We start from the raw sequence: 22,456 nt of genomic DNA on the forward strand, positions 1-22,456 counted from the left end.
AGGTCGGGGCACCCCAGCCGAAAGTGTCGCAAAAACAACCGTTTTCGACACACCGGGTGCTCCCGATTCGCGGGTGTGGTTAGCGGTTCCAGTCGACGATTCTCATTCGCACGTCGACACCGGGCCCGAGCTTGTTTTTCAAACCATGAAGAAAACCCCACTGGTGCAGCGCCTCGGCCGCCAAGCGGCGACACACCTGCTCCACCGCGTCCAGGTGTTGGTGGGCATAGTCGAGTTCGGTGTCTCGCTCCAGGACCTCCGTCGCGGAAGCCACCGGCATCTCGTTCTCCAGCAGCAGCACCGCGATCTGGCGCCCATCCACCAACACCATCCAGCGCATGCCCTCCGGCAGCTCCGGCAGCGCCGAGCCGGCCTCACCATTGGGCGCGTAGGTCATGTGGGAGCACCGAAATTAGCTAGCGGGGGCCTATAAACCGCTGTTTAGTCATGTGGATTACTTTTCACTCTGTTCTTGCGTAGCATCGCCAGTGAGACGACGACCAATATTACGGCGAGTGGGGTTAACAAATATCGAAAACTATCGTTTACGATAGCCGATTTGATAACGAAAGTGACCGCCATCAACAACATTGCGTAGGCACTCAGTAAGTGTGAACGTCGCGATGCTTCAGCAGTATTGGCCCCGGCGTGGTTCTTGACAGTCTTAGCCAGCGCCAGCCCGCCAATAAGACCGAGCGCAACAACAGCTGCTAGAACAACGATCATCACTATTATCTTCATCCCCCACATTTGCCAATATCGTTTGCTGCGTCAGCGACTCCAGCCAGACCGGCAAGGATTGGTAAGACGCCGGCCCCCAGGGTGAACGGTGTGGCAGTCACGCCAATCCCTATTCCGACAGCTCCAGCGACTGCTTCGCCGAGAATCGCAGCCTCGTCGCCGACACTGCAATTGGGGAGCGGGTCGGTATTCTTCGACACATTCGGCGCCGGCATGGTGATCACTTGTGGCGGGGTGTGCACGAGCTGGCGTTTGATTGGTTCGCCGGTTTGCGGCGGGTTCGGTGGTGGTGGCGCGGGCGGTGGCCCATCGGTTTTGAAGTGGTTGTCGATGGCTTGGATGTGCCGGTGAATGGTGCCTTCGCCGCCGAAGTCCCCGGCGGCGGTGATGATGTCGGTGGCGGTTTGATACTCGCGGGTGGCGAAACCACCGGCCTGGGTGCGCAGCTGGGTGGCGATGGCCTGCGCGGTGGGCTGGCGGGCATACCAGGCGATGGAGCCGGGCGCATACATGGCGTCGGTGACCGACCAGTCCTCACCGACTGCGAAGCCTTGCTGGCGGGCTTGCTCGATCCCCGAGAGGATGGCTTGCTGCTGCTGGTGGCGCACGCTGGCGCCGTTTTCGGCGCGCTGGGCGGCGGCATCGAGCTGCCCGGCCTGCCGCTCGGCGTCGCGCAGGTGCCCGGCCATCGCCGCACGCATCGCCTCATCGGCCTGGCCTTGCCAATCCAGGGCGTCGGCTTGGGCCGTGATCGCGCCCACCACATCGCGGCGGCGGGTGGCCAGCTCCCGCCAATACGCGGCGTGCTCGATCAGATGCGACACGCCATAGGCGCGCAGCGCCGACTGGGAGGGAATCACGTGGTTCTCCGGTCGGTGCCGCTGATCGTGGTGATCGCGGTTTTCACCTCGCCCGCCGCCTGGCTATCCATGCTTTCATAGCCGCCGGCTGCGGCCCGTGTGCCGGCGGCGGTGGCGGTGATGCGGGTGTGCAGCCTGGCGGTGACGGCCTGCGCGGCGCCGCTAAGCCCCGCGCAGGACAGCATCGACGGCCAGGCAACCACCGGCGCCGCCAACCCCGGCGGCGCGGCATACAGCTCGCCCAGCTGCGCATCCCAGCCGGTGCTAACTACCCGCAACTGGGCGGGAACCACCCGGACACCAGCACTCACGCCGGAAGCGTAACAGTCGCACCCTTGCGGCGCGCTCGGTTAAATCCGACCGGCCGCTATCGCACCGGCGCCGCGGGGCGACATCGCCTGAGGATCGCTAGCCTAGCGGCGGCGAGGGAGTTGGATGCAGCGGAATCGGCATGCGCTCGCGAACCAGAAGGGTGGTGTCGGCAAGACCGCGACAACGCTGGGTTTGGCCAGCGCGATCAGCAATCGGGGCGGCAAAGCGCTCGTCGTCGACATGGACCCGCAAGCCAACGCCACCGAAGGCCTCGGTGTGTACACCACCGATGATCAGCTGACCACCGCGGATCTCATGGACCGGACTCAACCGGGATCGGCCATCGAGGCTGTCGTGGTGACAGACTGGGATGGCATCGACCTGATCCCCGCACACCTTGATCTGTCTCATGCCGAATCCAGCGGTGCTTCCGACCTGGTTTTCCGCCTCGACGTTGCCTTCGAGGGCCTGGACTTATCCGCCTACGACGCCGTCCTTTTCGACTGCCCGCCAAGCCTGGGAAAACTGCTCTTTGCGGTCCTGCTGACCGTCGATGACGTCTACGCGATCACCGAACCAACCAAAGACTCCGTCAAGGGTGTTACGCGGCTCGAAACCACCGTGCAGAAAGTCAAACTGCGGCCCAACCCCCGCTTAGAGCTGGCCAAGATCATCATTTCTCGCCGGCAGAACAAAGGCGAGCCCATCGACCGCGAACGCGAACTGCGCGCGGCCTACGGCGATCTGGAAGCCAAAACCGCCATCCCCGACCTCGGGGCCCGCCAGGACGCCCACAGCGCCGAAGTGCCGATCCACAAATACCGCGGCGGAAAATCCCTCAGCTTGCAAGTCGCCTACGACGACCTGATCGGCGAGTTCGGCATCACCATCGGACCACCCGCATGACCACCACCCGCAAACCCGCCATCACCCGCACTCACCCGGCCGATGCCATCCCAGACCGCCCCCACACCAGCCTGCAGCAGGCAGGCCCCCCAGCCACGCCGGCCACGCCGACGACACAAGAACGGCTCACCGAACAGCACAACGTGCGGATCCGCCCCTCCGTTAAGGACCGGCTCAGCCGAGCCGTCGACAAACTGCGCTACGAAACCGGCGACCGATCCATCAGCATCGCTTCAATCACCGACGCCGCAATCGATACGTGGCTGCGCGAACACGGCTGCTAAAGCAGCCTCGCGGCGGCACATGAGTCCAAAATACTGCGCGCCGCCTGCCAAGACCTCTACGACGAGCCGACCGAGCAGATTTACCCAGACCCAAGCGCGATTAGCGCAGATGTCCCAGACCGGAGAGACAATCCAATGATGACGAACGCACCACGAGCCGCGGCGCTGCTCGCCGTAGTCGCCTCGCTGGCCGCTATGGCGGCCGCCCCGCCGGCGGCCGCCGAAGCGCCACCGGCCCCCCAGTGCCAGTTATGGGGCAGCCCGAGGAGTTCGGCGACAACGATCCCGGCAGCGAGTTGCGCGCCACGTTCGACGACCTTTGGCGGCGTTACCACGCGCAGGTCGCCGAACTGAAAGCCAATCAGCGCCAGTGGCGAGCGTCCTTGCAGCACTACCAGACCACGGGCTCGGCGTGGGGACTTGTGCTGATGAACGCCCGTTCCGGGCTGCTTGACCCCGCCTGGCGCGACACGTTGAGCCCTGATGCGCACTACGCCGCGGGTTTCCCGCGCCCAACCGACCCGGCCTTGCTCGACGCGGACGCCCTGGCGATCTACGAGGTCGCCACCGCACCACGTTCGCCGTGGGAGCCGGGCGCAGCGGGCGGTAACTGGCGGCGCTGGCTCACCGCCTGGCAGCTGGCGGCCAACGACCTACAGCGACACCAATTCCGCGTCAAACGGTGGCTGAGCGATATGGCAATTCCCGCCGCTGATCGGCCCAACGCCGCCCGGCTGGACGCTGTGCTGGAAGCCCGCGCCCTCGACGCCATCGAGGCGTCGTACCGGGCCGGGTTGGCCGCCGGGGGCGACGCCGAGGATTGGCGCGGTTGGTACCGCAGCCGCATCACCGAAACCTGGTTCTGCCCACGACGATTCGAGATACAAGCTGTTTTACTCGGCACCCCGCATGCTTGCGGCGATCGCCAGCGCATAGCCGGTTATCACGGGCGCGCCGATGATCCTCATTCACGAGCATTTACCGGAGTACTGGCGGCCAGCGCGCGTATCTCCAACCAGGTGAACGGCTTTACGCGGTGCCAGCGCGGCGAGAAAGGATCAAGGCATGAGCACTAATCCGCCCGCGCATCCCGGCTGGCCACCTACGCCGCCCCTGGCGTCGCCGCCGCGGCGGCGATGGCCGCTCACGCTTGGAGCCGCAACGGTGAGCGCAGCTCTGGCGGCCACGATCGCCAGCATCGTCACCGCGACCGCGATCACGACCCGCGACCCAGCCCGCGTCACAACAGGTTCCACGGTCAGCATAACCGCACAGCCATCCACGCCGGTCATGTCTGCATTGCCCGCCGCCCAGGCCGATCGCCAAACCTGCCAGGCTTGGGTTGCGGCCGGAAACCAGATCAAGGCGGCGTCGGCGGCGCAGGCCATAATCCCGGAGGGCTTCACAATTTTGGACCCTGCGGTGCAGGCCAATCCGGCGTGGAAAGCGGGCGTGCAGCGGGCCGCCGAGCTGTACGGCCAGGCCGGTGAGACGCTTGCGGCGGGCATCGCACCAGGCGCCACCCCGATTCTCGCTGAGTCGGCGGCGGCCGCGGCCGCGGCCTTGCGCGCCCTGGCAACGGGCTACAAAACGTTCGACCCCGCGAACGGCAATAACTACCACGTGATGAAAGAGTCCTCGGACACCATGGACGTGCTCTGTGATCGGTTGGCTCCGCGATGAGCGCCGCCGGCTGGTTGGAGATGCCCAGAACTGAGCACGCCGAGGCCATTTTGGAAGGCCACTGGCCATCGGCCTCTGAGGCGGCATGGACGACGTATGCCGCCTCCTTCAAGGCGGCTGCACGCCAACTCGGAGCCGAGTTGGCGGGAAATCAGCCGACATTAAGGAAATGGTCGCGCCGACGTCAGGCGACTACATCGAATCGGTTATGCATGTGATCCGCTCACGCGAAGACGCCTTGTGGGACCGCTACAACGTGTACCAGGCCATTGCGGATCGGGCCCAACGCGCGGCCGATCAACTCATGGCGGCGAAAAATCTTCTGCTGGACATTCGTGATGGACGCCGAGAGCAAGATCGCCAAAGCCCGCGCCGCGGCCGCCGTCCGTGAAGCCGACGCGGCGACCAGGCCTGCCGCGGCCGCCGAGATCGCCGCGATCAGGGCCGAGCTGGCCGAGACCGAGCGGATCATTGTCGCCGACGCCAGAGCTGAGGCGGCCGCGACCGATGCGCGCGCGGCCGGCGAGGTCACGACCCTGATGCGCGGCCTGCCGCCGCTGACGCCGGCATCAGCCGCCCCCTGTCCACCGGGACGGGATCATCCAGCACTGTGCCCGCGGCACCTCCCGGAATCCAACCCGTCGACTACGACTACAACACTGTCCAGAACGACGGCACAACACGAGCATCAGAAAAGCTTGCACCCGACAACAGCACAGTCAAAGCTGACGAAGGACCTGACTCGAAGAAGCTGCACCCTGCGGCGTCCGCGCCGCCCAGCGCTGACCGCCCCGCGCCCTCGTCGCAGTCGGGGCCGGGAGCGTCTGAGCCGTCCACGGTTGGGCCGGCGGCGGGTAGTCCGGGTTCGCTGGTGGGTCACATGATGCGGCCGATCTCGTCGGGTGGGGGCTCGTCGCCGGCGGCGGGGTCGCCTTTGTCTTCGGGTGCGGGCGGTTTGGGTAATTTCGGTAATCCTGGGGCGACTCCTGCTGCTGCGCAGGGGAGTCCGTTGGCTAGTCCCAACGCGGCCGACGCGCCTGGTGTCGGTGCTGCTCCCGGTGCTGGCGCTGCTGCCAGTGGGGCCGGTCAGGCCCCCGGTTTGGCGAGCTTGGGTAGTGGTATTGCGGAGACGTCGGCGCGGATGGCTTCCGGCGCGATCAGCGGCGCGGCGAATGGGCTTGGCGCGGTTGCGAACGCGGGTAACCAGGTTGCGCAAAACGTTGCTGCCGGGGCGGCGCAAGCGACGGCGGCACAAGCAGCAGCGTCGGCTGCGCCGAATCCTGCTGCCATGACCACCCCAGCCGCCGCGGGCCCGGCTGCTGCGGGTGGTGCCCCGATGGCGATGATGCCCCTGCCTGGAGGGGCGGGCGGCGGCGCGGCGCCGCTAGGTGGTACGCCGACCGCGGGCCTGGCGCCGATAACACCGGCCGCCGCACAACCCGTCGGTGGCTCCGGGCCGGTGGCGGGCTCGTCGCCGGGTGCGGCGGCGGCCCCCTATGCGATGCCCCAAAACCGACTTGCTTCAATCGGGGCGGACGGCGCCACCGGTGACGAGCTCTTTGAGCAAGCGATGGATGCTGGCCGTGACGTGATCGCGGCGATGCTCGCTCAAATCAGGGGCTACATCCCAATTCATTTTGCGGTGTCGCTGATCTGGGAACGAACCGGCGCAGTGACCGCGTGGTTAGCCACCAGCGAAGGCGCCTCATATATCCCGCTGGGTGTGCGTATCCCACAGGATGTGCGGCTTGCGGTCACTGATCCGGTGGTGGGACGTGAACTCTGGGAGAAGACCGCGGCCGCTGGCGGCGCCAATCCGCTCGAGGTAGTGGTGCGCCACGCTGAAGCGCGTCAGATTGCCGCGCGGGGGGAGCGGGTGTTGGCCATCGCCGGCTCAGCGCCGTTGGCGCAGGTGATCGACTGGGCTGCCGCGGTGGGCGCGCGCCCGGTCAGCGTGGACCTCCAGAAATCCGCCGCGCCCGATCTCGGTGTCATGCTGCATCGCTGCCAGGTCGCGATGCCGTGGGAGTGGCGGCAGGCCAATGCTTTTAGCGCCCAGGATCGGCTGCGCATCGCCGCGCGGCACGCACTACTGGCAAGGCAAGCCAACCCCGATGTGCGCGTGGTGGCGCGACTGGGCAATGACGTGCTGCGCACAGCGGTGGCGGTTGACAACGGCCCGGGCGCGATACTTGATGTTCCCGAGCTCGGTGCGCCGGCGATCATCGAGGCATGTCTGGCGCGCACCACGCACCCGTTCGAGGCGGCCGGCATCGATTTCGTTGTCTGGGGCGCGGCAGCGCCGCGTGACGCAACACTGCGCGAGATCCACGGCAACCTAGCCCCAGTGGCGGTCATCCGGGGTGATAAATCCTCCACCCCCGGCGAGGTGGTGGTCTGCCCAGGGCGGGATCTGCAGGTACACGCCGGTGACTGGACGGCGATGATCGGCACCGCCGACGAGCTGGCCGCCCGCGGCATCGAAGTCCCGAGGCCGACCGGAACGCGGGCACCCCGGTCTCGGCTGCGGCGAGTGCTCGAGGCCGCGCGCATCCTGCGCGACGACATGAATCCGCTGTTTTTTCCGACGATGACTGCCGTGCTTATCCTACTGGTCGGCTCAACAGTCCTGTTGCGCTTCACCTACGAGCGTCATCCGGGGATGACATGGGTGGACGCGTTGTACTTCAGCACCGAAACGATCACGACAACCGGCTACGGCGACTACAGCTTCCTGCACCAACCCACCTGGCTGCGGCTCTATGCCGCCATGATGATGTTCGCCGGTGTGACCACCACCGCTCTTCTGGTCGCATTCGTCGCCGACCTGTTGCTGTCGCGCCGCTTCGTGCGTTCGGCCGGACGCCGCCGCGTGCACCACCTGCATAACCACATCATCGTGGTCGGGCTGAGTCCGCTCGGCATCCGCGTCGTCACCGAGTTGACTACCGCGGGATACGACGTCGCGGTGATCGAGCGCGACGAGAACAACCGCTTCCTGGAGTCGGCGGCCGAACTCGACGTGCCGGTGATCTTCGGGGACGCGACACTGGCTGCGACGCTGGAAGCGGCCCGTCTCGACCGCGCCCGCGCGGTGGCGGTGACCACCCGCGATGACATGACCAGCACTGAGATCGGGATTGTGCTGCGCGAGATGTTGGGCCCCAGGCGGATAGCCGAGGTCAGCCGGTTTCGTGACGTCCCGATAGTGCTGCGCATCTTCGACCGCGCGCTCGGCCTGGCGGTGGCGCATCGGTTCGGTTTCGAAAATGTCCGCTCGACCGTCGAACTGGCAGCGCCGTGGTTCATCGGCGCCGCGATGGGCCTACAGGTGCTCGAGACCTTCTCGGTCGGGCAGCGCTGCTTCGTGGTCGGCGCAATACATGTGGCCGAGGGCAGCGAACTCGATGGGCTGCGGATGTTCGAACTGTCCACCCATAGCCGCGTCATCGCGATCACCTGCCCGGATGCACCGGTCAAGCTACACCCAGGCCCCGACGCCGTGCTTAAAGCCGGCGACACCGCTTACCTCGTCGGCCCCTATCGGGAACTGCTGGACACACTGCGCAAAGGCCAGCCCCCCGAGCAGTTCGACACCGGCGATGAGCGTCCCGACGACGACGAAAAAATCAGCGTCCGGCGTTGATCACCGCGTGCTATCGCGGTGGCGCAAACAGAAAGGCAAACAGAAAGGGAGGCGGAGCGTAATGTTGGCGTTCATGAGCGCGATCGCGCACAGAGGGATCGCGGTCGCCGCGGTGGCGTGCGCCATGGTCGGCTCGCAGTTAACGTCGGCGAACGCCCTGGCCGACCCGCACAACCCGCACACCATCACCTACATTGCGCGCGTCGACTCGCCCATCTCCAGCGCCCGGGCGATCTACATGGTCAACGACACGTATGCGGCGACCGCCCCGTTGAGCGCAACCGGCCGCGAATTCATCGCCAACACCATGATGGCCGAGCCGAATAAGGCGGGCATGCGGGTGAGCATCCCATGGCCGTATTCGGGAAACGTGCACTGTGAGATCGACGTGGACGACCATATCGCCGCTCTGGTCGATCAATTCGTCGCGTCGAGTCCGGGCGAGCAAGGTGACCCGAACACCTACGGCGTGGTGGCCTGCGGCGCCGCACCGCTACCGCTACCTCAATGGTGGGCGAAACTCTGCGATGCGTGGTGGTGTACCGACACCTCCTTTCCATCGAATGCCCGTGGCGATGCCCGCGCCGACGTGACGCGGGACTCCGACCCTGCCGCCAGCCCGCCGACCGCCTCGCCCAATTACCCGGCCCTTTGACGCCGGGACGACCTGACGCGGACTTAATTTGCCCCAACGGGGAACACCACCGCCCGGACAGTGTTGTTTAGCAAGGCCGCCGTCGGCTTGTCTACCTTCCACCCGCGAATCCCCTGAAATACCAAGCCTTCTCCGGGATCACGGACATCCCCGTGATCGGCTTTGGCTCATACCCCGCCGGGTCGGCCTGTGGCGGGTGCATTAGGTTCCGGCGGCGCATCCGGCTCGGGACGCACTTCCGGTGGTGGGGGAAGCGGGGTCGGCGGCAGCCCGCCCCCGTATGAGGCCTGTCGCACGCCGACGACGAGGGTCAGCACATACGTGGGCGGCGTGTCAGGCGGAAACCCCAGCACTCGCACGTCCTCGGGGATCGGGTCGGGGCGCAGGCAAATAGTCGCCAAGCCCCTGCCAGCCCAATAATCATCGGCTGGGCCTGGGTCGAGTCGATAGTCGAACACCGTGATGGCCGAACTGCCCAGCACCCGTTTCTCGACAGGGATATACACCCCTGGCAGTTCGTAAGGGTTGGCTGACTCCCGGTAACGATCCGGGTTGGGCACGGTGTGCTGGCCTTCCAGTTCCACCGTCACACGCCGGTGCCTCGGGGGCCCGCCCGGGTACCACGAGCCGCTGATCTCGGCCCAATCCCAGCCCGGGCTGGGCTGACAATCTGGTTCGCCGTAGGGAATCCAGCGGATCGGGTCACTGGGCAGCTGCACTTCCAGCAGGGCCCCTTTGGGGACCAGCTGCGGAAGCCAGGTGCGGTTCCACCAACTCAGGTTGTCCCGGTGCTGCTGGTTGAAAACGTAGCGGCCCTGGTTATGCAACGGCAGCTCAGACGGGTCAGCGGTAGCCGGGCCGACGGCGAACACGCTGAGCACCGCCGCCGTGATCAACAGTGGGCGGCGCATCGTCACGACTCCCCCCGCGGATAGCCCCCGGGGGGATCGATAAGCAGGGTGCCCATCATCGACCGGTCTTCGTGGGGCAGGATGTGGCAGTGGTAGACGGTCTTGCCGGTCACATCCGGGCGGAAATAGGTGCGCAACGTGTACCGGCCGAACGGGGGTATCCGGAACGTATCCCACCAGATATCCGGTTCGGTGTTCCAACTACTGTCGCCGGGCGGGATGCCTTGGACGTCGAAGACCTGGAACGGGTTGACATGGATATGGATGGGGTGCTGAAAGATGTCCTCGTTGATGATCGTCCACTCCTCGACCGTGCCGGCCTCGACCTCCTGGTCAATGCGCTCCGCGTTGAACTCCTTGCCATCGATGAGGAACTGCACCCCAAAGCCGGTACGCCCGGTGATGTCGCCGGAGAACACCAGATTCCGGCGTCGGGCCACCGGCAAGTCCGGCATCCGCGGCGGCTGCACCAGCGTCGAGGGCAGCCGGCTGTCGACCCGTTTGCCGCGCACCACCAAAGTGGCCAGCGGCAGATAGGGGCGCGGGCCGCCGGGGTGGCCCTGGTCGTAGGCTTTGGCGTAGACCCGGTATCGGCCCGGCTCGCCTGCTTTGACGATGAACTCGGCCCGGTTGGCTGATGACAGCATGATGTGCTGGCGGGTTCTCGGTGCGCGGTAAGGAATTCCGTCCGTGCCGATCTGCTGCAGGGTGTGGCCCTCAATGTGCAGCCAGATCGATCGGTGCGGGCACGCGTTGAGAACCCGCCAGCGCTGCGCCTCGCCCGGTTGGACCGTGATGTCGGGGATCAACTGGCCGTTGAGCGGGTAGTACATGGCCGCCGGCACCGCGGGGATGGTATCGAACGGCACCGGCCCCACGATGGGGATGATCGGGGTGTACGGGGACTCGCCGCTGTCGTCGGCGATCAATAGCTCGTTGATCACGATGGTTCGCTCCCGCATTTCGGCGATCTCGGGCACGGCGTCGATGTCGCCCTCGACGATGATCGGGCCGGCCAGCCCGTTCCAGCCCTGATGGGCGGTCGATGTGTGGTAATGCGGGTGGTACCAGTACAGCCCGGCCGGCTGGTCTTTGGGAATGTCGTAGGAGTACTGGTGCGAAAATGGTGGGTCTAATCGAAGGAAAACGTTGTCCCCTGGATCCTCGGGCGACACTTGCAGCCCGTGAGTGTGGAGGTTCGTGATCACATCCTGCTGCAGGATGGTGCCCGCCCGTTCCCACTTGTTCCACAGATCGTGGACGCAGGCCCGCCGGGTGTCATAACGCGCGTCGTTGGACTTGGCGGCGCAATACGGGATCATCAGCACGTTATTGGTCGGGATTCCCACCGGAACCATCTGGTTCGTGAGCCGAATCCGTAAGTTGTCACCCGGCCGTATCCGCAAGATCGGTCCCGGTAACTGGCCGTTGTATGTCTCCAAGGTCAACTGACGACCACCGAGCTCTACCGGTTTGGTCACCATGTCCAGCGCGGTGTCCAAGACGCCGTTCTCGCTGGCCATCTCGGGAAGATCCCGAAGCTCTTCGCCGCCGGCATGCGCCGGAACCGAAGCGTTGCCTAGCACGCCCGCGGCACCCGTCGCCGCCATCAGAGCCAGAAACCTCCTGCGGTTCACGGGTTTTTCCGGCTAGCGATGTCGGCAGTGTGGTGGCACCGTGCATACCCACGCCGATACTCTGCACGCTCGGCAACCGCAGCCACCCTCGTCGCATACCGCGCCCGTTGCGGCGGCACCACACGGGAGTCGCGAACCGGCGGCCAGTCATTTACTCGTTGCCTCGCTAGGCCCATCAGAACCTCCACTTGTTTCTGAGACTCATCGAGGAAGCCTGACCTGGCTCTTGTCACAGGGAGTGTTAGTAACGCGAAGCCGATCGGGAGCGTTTGCGGGTTTCCGCAGCCAGGCGCAGACGAGCCCGAAGGCCATACCCAGCCCGGCAAGCGACGCAACGTTGGCCTGGAAGCGGTGTACCCCGAGGACGAAGACCACACCCAGAACCATCGACATCATCATGTGCACGATGAAGCCGAGCATGGCGGCACCGAAACTGAATTCCGGACCCAGCGGCGCGCCCCGCCAGAAGGTATGGCCGATGAGATTAAGCGCTTCCCAAAATCCCAAGTGGGTGATCCACAACACGCCCATCGACCACATGGCCATCACCATCCCGCCAATCATGCCGGCCAGCGCGCCCGTCAGCACCGTTTTCCTGTTCATCGTGCTCCTTTCGAAAAGTCGCTTCGCCCAACCCACGGCGTACCTGCCGCCATCGACCGGAACATTGCTTTGACAACACCCCGCCAGCTGCGGCTGTTGACTCCGACCGCCCGTGCCTGGCAGAGCCGATGGTTCGTCGAGTCCACCACTGGGTCAAGAAGCCCGCACTGAATGTGTCGCCGCGCCGACAGTTTCCCGCGGCGGCGCGGTGGCCGCACACTGCGGAAGCCTCATACACATTGCCCACAGCGCACTCGCCATCGGCCGCCCAAGGGGCGACGTTAATGGTGTCGCGATCCAAGCTCCTTGATTGCGACCTCTGGGAGCCGGCTGACCAGCTATCGAGCGGACACGGCGCGTCACAGTTCGGCAGTACAGATCGATTAGCTTGCTTGCCGCGTGTTAGCTGCGCGTGTGGCGCAACCCCTCCCAGAGGAGGGCGTTGAGGCGGCGACGCTCGCAGCACGCCTGCCGTCGATCGCGATCTGCGAGGGGTGGTGCAATATCGTGCTGATTTGGCTCTATGAGAACGGCATTGGTGATTGAGTGATGCCGGCAGACCGTGACACCGAAAGGATTGAGAGCTGAGCTACGGCGTCCGTCGTGCGCGATGAGATTCTGAGATGCGATTCTTTCCCGCGGACTCTTCGCAGAGGTTCACAGGCCGAGTTCGCTGGACGCCAGCCGGGTGCCGGCCACCCGGGCGCGGATCTTCGCGAACGCGGTCTCCCGTGTGGTGGACGTGTCGTCGCCGAATGGCGCGAACCCGCAGTCATCGCAGGTGCCCAGCCGACCCGGCTCGATGAATGCCGCGGCCTCCAGCACCCGGTCGCGCACCTCCTCCGCCGTCTCGACCCGCGAGGTAATCGGGTCGATAACCCCGACGAAAATCCGCTGCTCGGGCCTGGCGTGCTCGGCGATCAGGCGCAACACCCGGGGCCGGTCCGGCTCGCTGGCCAACTGGATGTAAAACGCGCCCGCGTTCAGGGTGAACAGCTCCGGCAGCAGGCCGGCGTAGTCGACGTCGGCGCTGTGGGGGGAGTTCTGGTCACCGCCCGGGCAGGTGTGCACCCCGATCCGCTTTCGCTGCTCTGCCGGGAAGTCGGCCAGTACCCGGTTGTTCAGGTCGATGAACGACCGCAACAGCTGTCCGGAGGGGTCGAGCTTCAGCGCGAGTCTGCCCTCGGTGAAGTCGATCTGCACGCTGTGCGCACCCGCCTCCAGGGCACCGCGGATGTCTGTGACCGCCTCACGGACCAGATCGGCCAGGAACTCCTCCCGAGGGTAGCCGTCAATGCCGTCGGGGGGATACAGCAGGCTCAGCATGGACGCGGCAATCACCGTCTGCTTGACCGGGACGTGTGCGTACCGTAGCGCCAGCTCCAAGTACCCATCGGCGTGCCGGGCGTATCGGAATGGGCCAGCCGTCAGTCGGGGAAGCTGCCGGGTGTGCCCATCTGCGAACGGGATTGTGACCCCATCTGCGGCGAGCGAATCCAGGCCGGCCAGCGGATAGGTTGCAAAACTTGGCTTGGCCTGTTCCCCGTCAACGACCACCGGCGAACCCGCGGCCTCGAGTTGGCTGATGGTCTCTTGCACAGCAACCTCTGCGAGCCGGGCATAGGCGTCCGCAGCGATCCGCCCGGCGGCCAGATCCCGGCCAGCCTCGATGAGCCATGCAGGCCGGGGAATGCTGCCAATCGGCTCAGTAGGGATAGCCATGGCGTTACCTCCTGATACGTTTCTTTCCCCGGGACTAGGTCACCACCGCTGCCGTTACTTCGAAGCGAATAGTGTCGTCCAGCAGACAGTTTTCCGCTGCGTGACTGAGCGCGGTCTACGGTCGTTACCTGTGGGTATGCGTGAGCACCCCAGCCTGTGCCCTCCCGGCCGGAGCCCGGCGTGCTGCACCGGATCGCCGGCAACCACACGGCACCCAGCCCACGTACGGCCGGCGTCGAGAACGGCGTCGAGAACAAATGAACGAAAGCGTCGCCAGATACGGTGTGCGCCTCTCATCTCGGCCGTATGGCGGCGAGACACCCCGCGTGCTCCGGACATGACTGAGACGCCGAACCGCGGGAGGGCCACTAGCCAACTAATGTGGCAACATCACAGCGCCGAGGCCGGCGGCGCGGTCGGGTGGCTGCTGATGCCAAGAGTTGTCGAGCCGAAGGCGGATCTGCCGGTGCTGGGGGATGGGTGTCTGTGCTATGACACCATCGAGCAGACCGGGTAGGGGAGTCGATGCCCGATCACCACCCGGGACCGATCCGGCACGCGATGCTGGCGCTCACCGGCGGTGAGAGCCCGGCCGACACACTTATCCGCCACGCCGCGTGGGTGGCGCGCTGTGTTGGCCGCGGCGCCACCGCGCCGCTACGCCAGGAGGATGTCACCGCCCTGGCCAAGACTCTGAAGTACCGGCAATTCGATTCCGGAGCAGTTCTCTTCACTGCCGGACAAGAATCATCTGGTGTTTGGATTGTGCGTCGGGGCCAGGTCGAGCTAGCGGTCGGCTCAGGGCGTCGCCGCGCTGTCGTCGATGTGTTAAGAGCAGGCGACGTCGATGGGGATATACCGCTGCTGCTGGATATGCCGATGGCCTACACCGCTCGAGCGCTCGGCGACTGTACCTGCTTGTTCCTTGACCGCGCCGCCTTCGATGCTCTGCTGGCTACTCATCCGAATATCGCGCGACGCTGGCTTTCCTCTGTTGCGCAACGAGTTTCCGCAAGTCAGGCGCGGCTCCTGGCACTGCTGGGTCAACCGTTGCCGGCGCAGACGGCCCGGCTGCTGCTCGACGAATCCGTCGATGGAAGCATCCCGCTGGCGCAGCGTACTCTCGCCGCTATGCTTGGCGTGCAACGATCCTCACTGAACAAGATCTTGAAGGATTTTGAACGGGAGCGACTCATCGTCATCCATTACGCCAAAATCGACATCCTCGACCAGTACGGTCTGAAAGCCAAAGCCACCTGAAGCCGCAGGAGTGACCAATGGCGCCGTGACCAGGCGCCACTCCTAGATGGGCGGCTACCATTTGCAGAAGTGAGCTGTTGTTCAACCGAATCTGGCAGCTATGCACCACCCGTTTCTGTTGTCGCGGCGGGCAGCAGCGTCCACGGTGCGACCAGAGGATCCGAGAGCAGCAGGAGTTTAAGCGGCGTGCGCTTGTGGCCCAACGTGGTTGCAGGCATGGGCCTCGGCGCACCACCAGCAGCATTCGTGGCAGAAGAGGGCTGCCACGAACTGCAGAGGGGCCAAGTGAGCCCGAGGCGGGACGGCCAAAAGTTCAACCGTATGCCGCTCGTAAGCAGACCGCTCACCTCGGATCGCATTCAGAGCCGACGCATTTCTCTTTTCATTCGAGACGGCTCAAGGAAAAGCAGGCTGGGTGGATAGTATCGCGGAGAGCGAAAATCCAGCGGTGCAGCCAGCGCTTCGTGCTGCACATCAGCGGCGATCACCACGGTCGGCAATGAGGCGCGTGGCGGCGCCGTGACGGCCGCGGTGCTTGAACCTGCCATGCGTTCCGCAAGAAGACCCTCAGCCGGCATGGCCTTAGCGTCGATAAGTACCGAAACCGATTCGACATCCACCTTGTGCTCGGGTGTGCCGGCTCGTCGGCCTAGCAGGACAGACATCGCTGTGCCTCCCTTATTCTCAAGGCGATTTGCAGGTAGTAACACCCCCTGCAATGCGCGACCGACTCGATGAGTTCCGTGACTGTCGGGCAGGCGACAATTCACGCCTCAGGATTCACGCCTCAGTGAGCCTCAGCGAGTTGCCGTCCGAGGTCTTGCCCTCGCCAAATTGTCATCTTGCTGACAAAGTTTCAGAGCGCATCGATGCCGGGGTCTCCGGATGGATACCGGCTGCGCCGATTGCGTCGGAGCCTACGCTGTAAGACTCCTGGCCTGCATGGAGTAGCACGGACAGCAAGGACGGCATGATAACCGACGCGGCGACGACTGATCCGGTGGCCGAAGCGTACTGGCGACCCGGGGGCCCATACCGCGGGGCGCTACTGGGGCGACTATGGCGCGGTGCGCGGGAAAACCCATGCACCGTTCGACGGGGCGGCCGCGACGGCGTTTCACACGCTGGCGCGAAGCGAACCCGACACTGCGGCGGTGGGCCATCGTCTTGTCGGCCTCTCGCGCGGCCATCCTTGGCGCCGTCCACGCAGGTTTACCGTTATAGTGCGGCTGCACGCCGCGCGCCGGTGTCGCCTTACCTACCGATGTCAACCCTCTTTTATGTGCTCCACTTTCGCCTCAATAATGTTTAATCCGACATAGCTCTCGAGGGCGATAACGAAGTAAGCCGTGTTGCCACCTGCCAGGCCTGCGCCGATAAAGGCGAGTAAGTAGCTGTCATATATTGGGTTTTTGACGAATTTGAACACACCGGCATGTGAAATCCTACCTCGGCCAAACCAATTACCGTTGAATAGAGATTGCCAGCCGATTTCGCGGATTGCCAGAACAAACAACAATATCGCTAGGCTGAAAAATGTATACCCGATGAGGGGCACGCCTTGAAAGCGGAGTAGATAATGCCTGTTCAAATTCACCAGCAGGTATATAGAGCTTGACCAGAACGGCAGTATGGCCAAGCTGTGCAGTAGCCAGCTACTGTTGCGCCAGCGGTTGTAAAATCCGAAGCGCCGTTGGGCGAGCACGCTACCAGAATTTATGCCGATAGCGAGGGCGAAGACCGCGCAAGTCAGTGGCAAATATCCCAAACTAACCTCTTGATACTAAGCAGATCATGCGCTGTTCTCGAAAGGATCGTTTCGCCACTCCAGCCTTTACCACGCATTCTATTTTAGCATTCTATTTTAGGGTGCAACGCCGTGTCACGCAGCCGCCCTCCGTGCGTCTTGCCCTCTTTACCGTCTCGGGGCCACCAACAGCCGGTTGGGAAGCCTTGCGCCGCAATGCACTCGATTCTCCCGCAACGCCACCATTGGCAACAATGCCGACTGCTACACGGTGGAGCGCGCACACTCGTCGGCGCACTCCGAATCGCGCAGGGCGCCGGTGGGCCACTATTTGACCGCGATAATATCGATTGGCCGGATGTCGGGTTCTTTCGCCAACAACTCGTCGGCAATTTTGCCGAGCTCCACGGGGATTTGACCGTTCAGGTGCGCCTGGCGGCCGTCCTCGTCGGCGAACGTGTCGAATATCCCATATGTGGTGTCGCTCAACTTAAATGCGTACCAGCTCATTGTTTGCGGTTCGGCGGTCGCGATCGCGCGGCCGGCGTTCAAGAATGCGCCGAGGTTGTCGCCTTTACCGGGCTTGGCTTCTAACAGGGCGAGGATTCCACAGGTCATGCTCACGGTCTCGTTGTCCTTTTCGGTCGTCGGCCTTTTCGGTCGTCGGTCGTCGACCAACATACGCGGCGCACTCGTCGAAGTGGAGTGGCGAATCCGACGCGTTTGATACCGTTTACGACATGCGGGTCGCGGTGGTGGCGGTCGACGGCGTGTTCGACTCCGGGCTCAGCGTCGTGCTGGACGTCCTGAGCACGGCGAACTCGATGCGCGAGAACCTGGTGGTGGCTCCACCGGCCTTCGACATCACCATTGCGGGACTGTCCTCCCAGGCCCGAACCGGGCATGGACTGCGAGTTGAAACGGTGCAGTTAACGGCAATAACGGCTCGGCCTGAGCTGGTTATCCTCCCGGCGCTCTCGGCGAAGTCCGCGGAACAGATCGTCACCGCGGTCCGCGGGCATCCGCTGCTCGGTTGGCTTCGTCAGGTGCGCGCCGCCGGGGTCCGCGTTGCGGCAGCCTGCACCGGCACCTTCTTGCTGGCCGAATCCGGGGTCCTCGACGGGAGCACCGCCACCACGAGCTGGTGGCTGGGCCCTGCCTTTCGGCGGCGGTACCCAGCGGTTCGCCTCGATGATGCCAGCACCGTTGTGGTCGACGGAACGATCACTACCGCCGGTGCTGCGTTCGCCCATATTGATCTGGCCGTTTCGATCGTGCGGCAGCACAGCCCCGCCTTGTCCGAATTGACGAGCCGTTTTTTGATGGCGGGAGAGCGCCAATCGCAGTTCGCCTGCGCGATGCCCACCCTGCTCGCCGAGTCGGACCCGATGATCGCCGCTTTCGAGCGATGGGTTCGAAACCATCTGGATGAAGCCGTGAGAGTAAGCGACATAGCTCAAGCGGTTGGTGTCAGCGAGCGAACGTTGCAGCGCGCCACCATGCGGGTGCTGGGGATGTCACCGCTGAAATTTGTTCAGCGAATTCGGCTGGATCAGGCGACCTATTTGTTGCAGACCTCCAGCCGATCGGTGAATTCGGTCGCAGCGGCCGTCGGCTACCAGAATGTTGGCTCGTTACGCCGCCTGGTGCGGCGCGAGACGCATTCGTCGTTGGGCGCAATTCGAAGTCGCTGATCAAGGCGTGCCGTATCCGCCGCCGCCGGGGGTTTGGATCACCAAGACGTCGCCGGGCCCAACGTCGGTCGAGTCGCACCCGGCCAACTCGACGGTGCTGCCGTCGGCGCGTTCCACCCGGTTATGGCCCAGCTGCCCGGGCGAGCCACCCGCCATGCCGTAGGGCGCGACCCGCCGATGGCCGGAGAGCACGCTGACCGTCATCGGCTCGGTGAACTCGATGCGACGCACCGCGCCGTCACCGCCGCGCCATCGTCCGGCTCCGCCGCTACCGCGCCGGATGGCGAACTCCCGCAGCACCACCGGGTACCGCGATTCGAGCACCTCAGGATCGGTCAGCCGGGAGTTGGTCATGTGCGTCTGCACCACCGAGGCCCCGTCGAACCCGTCACCGGCTCCAGAGCCGGAGCCCACGGTTTCGTAGTACTGATAGCGCTCGTTTCCGAAGGTCACGTTGTTCATCGTCCCGGACCCCTCGGCCTGCACCCGCAGGGCGGCGAACAACGCTCCGGTAATCGCCTGGGAGGTTTCGACATTGCCGGCGACGACGGCGGCCGGGTAGGTCGGCGCCAGCATTGTTTTTTCGGGGATGACGATGCGCAGTGGGCGCAAGCAGCCGTCGTTCAGCGGGATGTCGTCAGCGACCAGGGTCCGGAACACGTACAGCACCGCGGCCCTAGCCACCGAGGACGGCGCGTTGAAGTTCGTGTCCAGCTGGGGTGACGTCCCGGTGAAGTCGATCGTCGCGCTGCGGGCGGCACGGTCGACGGTGACACGGACCGCGATTGTCGCGCCGGAATCCATCTGGTAGCGGTACTCGCCGTCGCCGAGCCGGTCGACGACGCGACGCACGGCCTCCTCGGCGTTGTCCTGGACGTGGCGCATGTAGGCGGTCACGACGTCGAGGCCGAAATGGTCGATCATCTTGCGAACCTCGTCGACACCCTTTTGGTTCGCGGCGACCTGCGCACGAAGATCGGCGAGGTTGGTGTCGGGCGAGCGCGAGCCGAACGGGGCTTCGGTGAGCAGACGCCGGGTTTCGGTTTCCCGGAACTGCCCGTTTTCCACCAGCAACCAGTTGTCGAAAAGGACGCCTTCCTCGTGGATTTGGTGGCTATTTGCCGGCATGGATCCCGGTGTGATTCCGCCGATCTCGGCATGATGCCCGCGCGAGGCGACGAAGAACAGCCGGCGCTCGCCGCGAGCATCGAAGACCGGGGTGATCACCGTGATGTCCGGCAGATGGGTGCCGCCGTGGTAGGGGTCGTTAACCGCGTACACCTCACCGGGTCTCAGAGCGCCGACACGCCGGCGGATCACTTCCTTGACGCTGGCTCCCATCGAGCCCAGATGCACCGGAATGTGGGGTGCGTTCGCGACAAGGTTGCCGTCCGGATCGAACAATGCACAGGAAAAGTCCAGTCGCTCACGGATATTCACTGACTGAGCGGTGGCTTCCAGACGGGTGCCCATCTGCTCGGCGATCGACATGAACAGGTTGTTGAAGATTTCCAGCAGCACCGGGTCTGCATGGGTGCCCGCGCCGGGTGGCGGGGGCGTGGCCGTGCGCTCGATGAGCAGATGCCCGGCAGTGGTCATCGCGGCCCGCCAGCCGTCGTCGACCACGGTGGTGGCGTTCGACTCCACAATGATTGCCGGGCCGGTGACGGTGTCGCCCGGCCGCATCCGGTGGCGGTGTCGCAGCGGCGCGTCGCGCCAGCGTCCGCCCGAGTAGAGCCGGACGGTCTCGTCCGCACGAGCGCCGGCCTCGTCGGCCAGCCGCTCGGCGAGGTGTGACAGGTCCGGCTGCTCGGTGAGCCCGATCGCCTCGACGGCGACCGCGTCGGCGATCAGCGGGCGATCCATCAGAAACGAGTACATGGCTCGGTGGCTGGCCGCGAACGCCGCCGTCATCGCCTCGACGTCCGCCAACGGGACCGGGATAACGGTGTCGGTTCCCTCGTAGCGCAGGTGCACCCGGCGAACCACCCGGATCGCGTCTTCGGGCACGCCTTCGTCGAGCAGTTCGTCGCGGGCGGCCTGCGCCAGCGAGTCGGCGACGGTGGTCAACCGCTCCAGGGTGGCGGTTTCCAGCGGCGTCTGCACGGCCTGCTCGCGCATCGCTGTGGTGTCGGCCAGGCCGATGCCCAGCGCCGAAAGCACTCCGGCCATCGGCGGGACCAGCACCGTGCGAATCCCCAGGGCGTCGGCGACCGCGCAGGCATGCTGCCCGCCGGCGCCGCCGAACGTGGTGAGCGTGTACCTGGTGACATCGCGCCCTTTTTGGACCGAGATCTTCTTGACCGCGTTGGCCATGTTGGCGACCGCGATCTGCAAGAATCCCTCGGCGACCTGCTCGGGGGAGCGCTCGTCGCCGGTCTGGTCACGGATCTCGGCGGCCAGCTCGCCGAATCGGCGCCGCACAATCTCGTCGTCCAGCGGCTGGTCGCCCCCCGGACCGAACACCGCCGGAAAATGCGCGGGCTGGATACGGCCGAGCATCACGTTGGCGTCGGTGACGGTGAGCGGACCACCACCGCGGTAACAGGCAGGGCCCGGGTCGGCGCCGGCCGAGTGTGGGCCGACCCGATAGCGGCCGCCGTCGAAGTGCAAGATCGATCCACCGCCGGCGGCCACGGTGTGGATGTCCAACATTGGGGCACGCAGCCGCACCCCGGCCACCCGGGCGGTAAGCACGCGCTCGTATTCGCCGGCGTAGTGCGACACGTCGGTGGAGGTGCCGCCCATATCGAAGCCGATGACGTGATCGAAACCGGCCAGCGCCGACATGCGCACCATGCCGACGATGCCGCCGGCGGGCCCGGATAGGACGGCATCTTTGCCGCGGAAATGCTCGGCATCTGCCAATCCCCCGTTGGATTGCATGAACATCAGCCGCACGCCGCGCATTTGGCCGGCCACGTGATTGATGTAGCGGCGCAATATCGGGGACAAGTAGGCGTCGATGACCGTGGTGTCGCCGCGCGGGACGATTTTCACCAGCGGGCTGACCTCAGAGGACAGCGAGATCTGGGTGAAGCCAACCTGTTCGGCTAGTTTGCCGATCTGCCGCTCGTGTGCTGGATACAGGTAGCTGTGCAGGCACACCACCGCGACCGCCCGGATGCCCTCGGCGTGGGCCTCACGCAGCGACTCGGCCAGCCGCTGCAGGTCGGGCGATTGCCGCACCGTGCCGTCGGCCATGACGCGCTCGTCGACCTCGATCACGCGCTCATACAGCAGCTCCGGCAGCACGATGTGGCGGTCGAAAATCCGCGGCCGATCTTGGTATGCGATGCGCAGCGCGTCACCGAAACCCCGGGTGATCACCAGCAGCGTGCGCTCCCCGTTGCGTTCCAGCAGCGCATTGGTCGCCACGGTGGTGCCCATCCGCACCACGTCGATGTGAGCACACCCATCTGCGGTGCTAAGCAGTGCCCGGATCCCGGCCACCGCCGCGTCGTGGTAGCGGGCCGGATTATCCGAGAGCAGTTTGTGTGTCAGCAGGCGCCCGTCCGGGCGGCGCGCCACAATGTCGGTGAACGTGCCGCCCCGGTCGACCCAAAACTGCCAGCCCGTACCCGTCACCCGGACTTCCTTTCACCGGGCGTCAACTCTATCGGAACGGTCCTAGTGACGTCTTTTACGAGCCCGATGAGCGTGGCTGCTTAGGTCCCTGCGCGCCCAGCGTAAGGCGGGCCGCCTTCGCACAGAGCTGATCCGGTGAGTTGCTCACCCGCTGGGATGATCCCGCGCTCCGACGGTGCCGAGCATGACAGCGCAGAAGACCCAGAA

The 22,456-nt window shown here is 65.1% G+C and carries 22 protein-coding genes; 9 read left to right on the top strand and 13 right to left on the bottom strand.

The window, feature by feature from the left end; translation table 11 throughout:
• Window positions 1-79: 79 nt before the first annotated feature.
• The 4 genes from MSM1_RS07940 to MSM1_RS07955 are packed head-to-tail and all read right to left on the bottom strand — an operon-like array spanning window position 80 to window position 1,912.
• On the bottom strand, window positions 80-397 hold the full coding sequence (locus MSM1_RS07940; RefSeq protein WP_213440945.1) for a hypothetical protein: 318 nt from the start codon (window positions 395-397) through the stop codon (window positions 80-82).
• 44 nt (window positions 398-441) lie between these two features.
• On the bottom strand, window positions 442-729 hold the full coding sequence (locus MSM1_RS07945; protein ID WP_213440946.1) for a hypothetical protein: 288 nt from the start codon (window positions 727-729) through the stop codon (window positions 442-444).
• An 8-nt stretch (window positions 730-737) separates the two neighbouring features.
• On the bottom strand, window positions 738-1,601 hold the full coding sequence (locus tag MSM1_RS07950) for a hypothetical protein (RefSeq protein WP_213440947.1): 864 nt from the start codon (window positions 1,599-1,601) through the stop codon (window positions 738-740).
• Complete coding sequence (locus tag MSM1_RS07955) at window positions 1,598-1,912, bottom strand: hypothetical protein (RefSeq protein WP_213440948.1); 315 nt, start codon at window positions 1,910-1,912, stop codon at window positions 1,598-1,600. The genes MSM1_RS07950 and MSM1_RS07955 overlap by 4 nt, the downstream gene beginning before the upstream one ends.
• 124 nt (window positions 1,913-2,036) lie before the next feature.
• Between MSM1_RS07955 and MSM1_RS07960 the strand changes: the two genes are divergently transcribed.
• The 4 genes from MSM1_RS07960 to MSM1_RS07975 all read left to right on the top strand — a co-directional run bounded on the left by MSM1_RS07960 (window position 2,037) and on the right by MSM1_RS07975 (window position 4,786).
• Window positions 2,037-2,819, top strand: a complete 783-nt coding sequence (locus tag MSM1_RS07960; protein WP_213440949.1) for a ParA family protein — start codon at window positions 2,037-2,039, stop codon at window positions 2,817-2,819.
• The gene (locus MSM1_RS07965) at window positions 2,816-3,103 is read left to right on the top strand and encodes a hypothetical protein (RefSeq protein ID WP_213440950.1); all 288 of its coding nucleotides are present in this window, start codon (window positions 2,816-2,818) and stop codon (window positions 3,101-3,103) included. Before MSM1_RS07960 ends, MSM1_RS07965 begins: the two co-directional genes overlap by 4 nt.
• 251 nt (window positions 3,104-3,354) lie before the next feature.
• Window positions 3,355-4,179, top strand: coding sequence for a hypothetical protein (locus MSM1_RS07970; protein WP_213440951.1), 825 nt, complete (start codon window positions 3,355-3,357; stop codon window positions 4,177-4,179).
• A gap of 88 nt (window positions 4,180-4,267) precedes the next feature.
• Window positions 4,268-4,786 (top strand): hypothetical protein, encoded by a 519-nt coding sequence (locus MSM1_RS07975; RefSeq protein WP_213440952.1) that lies wholly within the window; start codon window positions 4,268-4,270, stop codon window positions 4,784-4,786.
• Between the two features lie 223 nt (window positions 4,787-5,009).
• Here MSM1_RS07975 and MSM1_RS07980 read toward each other — a convergent pair whose 3' ends face one another.
• Window positions 5,010-5,318 (bottom strand): hypothetical protein, encoded by a 309-nt coding sequence (locus tag MSM1_RS07980; protein WP_213440953.1) that lies wholly within the window; start codon window positions 5,316-5,318, stop codon window positions 5,010-5,012.
• Between the two features lie 756 nt (window positions 5,319-6,074).
• On the opposite strand from MSM1_RS07980, the gene MSM1_RS07985 reads away from it, so the two are divergent.
• Window positions 6,075-8,432, top strand: a complete 2,358-nt coding sequence (locus MSM1_RS07985; protein WP_374101666.1) for a TrkA family potassium uptake protein — start codon at window positions 6,075-6,077, stop codon at window positions 8,430-8,432.
• A gap of 73 nt (window positions 8,433-8,505) precedes the next feature.
• On the top strand, window positions 8,506-9,087 hold the full coding sequence (locus MSM1_RS07990; protein WP_213440954.1) for a hypothetical protein: 582 nt from the start codon (window positions 8,506-8,508) through the stop codon (window positions 9,085-9,087).
• 167 nt (window positions 9,088-9,254) lie between these two features.
• Here MSM1_RS07990 and MSM1_RS07995 read toward each other — a convergent pair whose 3' ends face one another.
• From MSM1_RS07995 to MSM1_RS08010, 4 genes are all read right to left on the bottom strand, one after another.
• Entirely contained in the window at window positions 9,255-9,998 is a 744-nt protein-coding gene (locus MSM1_RS07995) for a hypothetical protein (RefSeq protein WP_213440955.1), read from the bottom strand.
• Between the two features lie 2 nt (window positions 9,999-10,000).
• Window positions 10,001-11,608, bottom strand: coding sequence for a multicopper oxidase family protein (locus MSM1_RS08000; protein ID WP_213440956.1), 1,608 nt, complete (start codon window positions 11,606-11,608; stop codon window positions 10,001-10,003).
• A 228-nt stretch (window positions 11,609-11,836) separates the two neighbouring features.
• Complete coding sequence (locus MSM1_RS08005; RefSeq protein WP_213440957.1) at window positions 11,837-12,223, bottom strand: hypothetical protein; 387 nt, start codon at window positions 12,221-12,223, stop codon at window positions 11,837-11,839.
• 672 nt (window positions 12,224-12,895) lie between these two features.
• Window positions 12,896-13,960 carry a cobalamin-independent methionine synthase II family protein gene (locus MSM1_RS08010; protein WP_213440958.1) on the bottom strand — a complete coding sequence of 355 codons (1,065 nt, stop codon included), beginning with the start codon at window positions 13,958-13,960 and terminating at the stop codon, window positions 12,896-12,898.
• Window positions 13,961-14,297: 337 nt separating this feature from the next.
• Between MSM1_RS08010 and MSM1_RS08015 the strand changes: the two genes are divergently transcribed.
• Both MSM1_RS08015 and MSM1_RS08020 read left to right on the top strand, forming a co-directional pair.
• Window positions 14,298-14,477, top strand: coding sequence for a hypothetical protein (locus MSM1_RS08015; RefSeq protein ID WP_213440959.1), 180 nt, complete (start codon window positions 14,298-14,300; stop codon window positions 14,475-14,477).
• Window positions 14,478-14,485: 8 nt separating this feature from the next.
• A complete protein-coding gene (locus MSM1_RS08020) occupies window positions 14,486-15,220 on the top strand; it encodes a Crp/Fnr family transcriptional regulator (RefSeq protein ID WP_213440960.1) in 735 nt (244 codons plus the stop codon).
• Window positions 15,221-15,579: 359 nt separating this feature from the next.
• On the opposite strand, the gene MSM1_RS08025 is transcribed toward MSM1_RS08020, so the two are convergent.
• The 3 genes from MSM1_RS08025 to MSM1_RS08035 all read right to left on the bottom strand — a co-directional run bounded on the left by MSM1_RS08025 (window position 15,580) and on the right by MSM1_RS08035 (window position 17,585).
• Window positions 15,580-15,840 carry a hypothetical protein gene (locus MSM1_RS08025; protein WP_213440961.1) on the bottom strand — a complete coding sequence of 87 codons (261 nt, stop codon included), beginning with the start codon at window positions 15,838-15,840 and terminating at the stop codon, window positions 15,580-15,582.
• Between the two features lie 647 nt (window positions 15,841-16,487).
• A complete protein-coding gene (locus MSM1_RS21650; protein WP_213440962.1) occupies window positions 16,488-16,925 on the bottom strand; it encodes a methyltransferase in 438 nt (145 codons plus the stop codon).
• 369 nt (window positions 16,926-17,294) lie between these two features.
• Complete coding sequence (locus MSM1_RS08035; RefSeq protein ID WP_236055756.1) at window positions 17,295-17,585, bottom strand: putative quinol monooxygenase; 291 nt, start codon at window positions 17,583-17,585, stop codon at window positions 17,295-17,297.
• Between the two features lie 122 nt (window positions 17,586-17,707).
• Between MSM1_RS08035 and MSM1_RS08040 the strand changes: the two genes are divergently transcribed.
• Window positions 17,708-18,661, top strand: coding sequence for a GlxA family transcriptional regulator (locus MSM1_RS08040; RefSeq protein WP_213440964.1), 954 nt, complete (start codon window positions 17,708-17,710; stop codon window positions 18,659-18,661).
• Here the strand turns inward: MSM1_RS08040 and MSM1_RS08045 are convergent, their stop codons facing one another.
• Window positions 18,662-22,249, bottom strand: a complete 3,588-nt coding sequence (locus MSM1_RS08045) for a hydantoinase B/oxoprolinase family protein (RefSeq protein ID WP_213440965.1) — start codon at window positions 22,247-22,249, stop codon at window positions 18,662-18,664.
• Between the last annotated feature and the right edge of the window lie 207 nt (window positions 22,250-22,456).

Source organism: Mycobacterium sp. SM1 (assembly GCF_018361265.1).
Lineage (GTDB): Bacteria > Actinomycetota > Actinomycetes > Mycobacteriales > Mycobacteriaceae > Mycobacterium.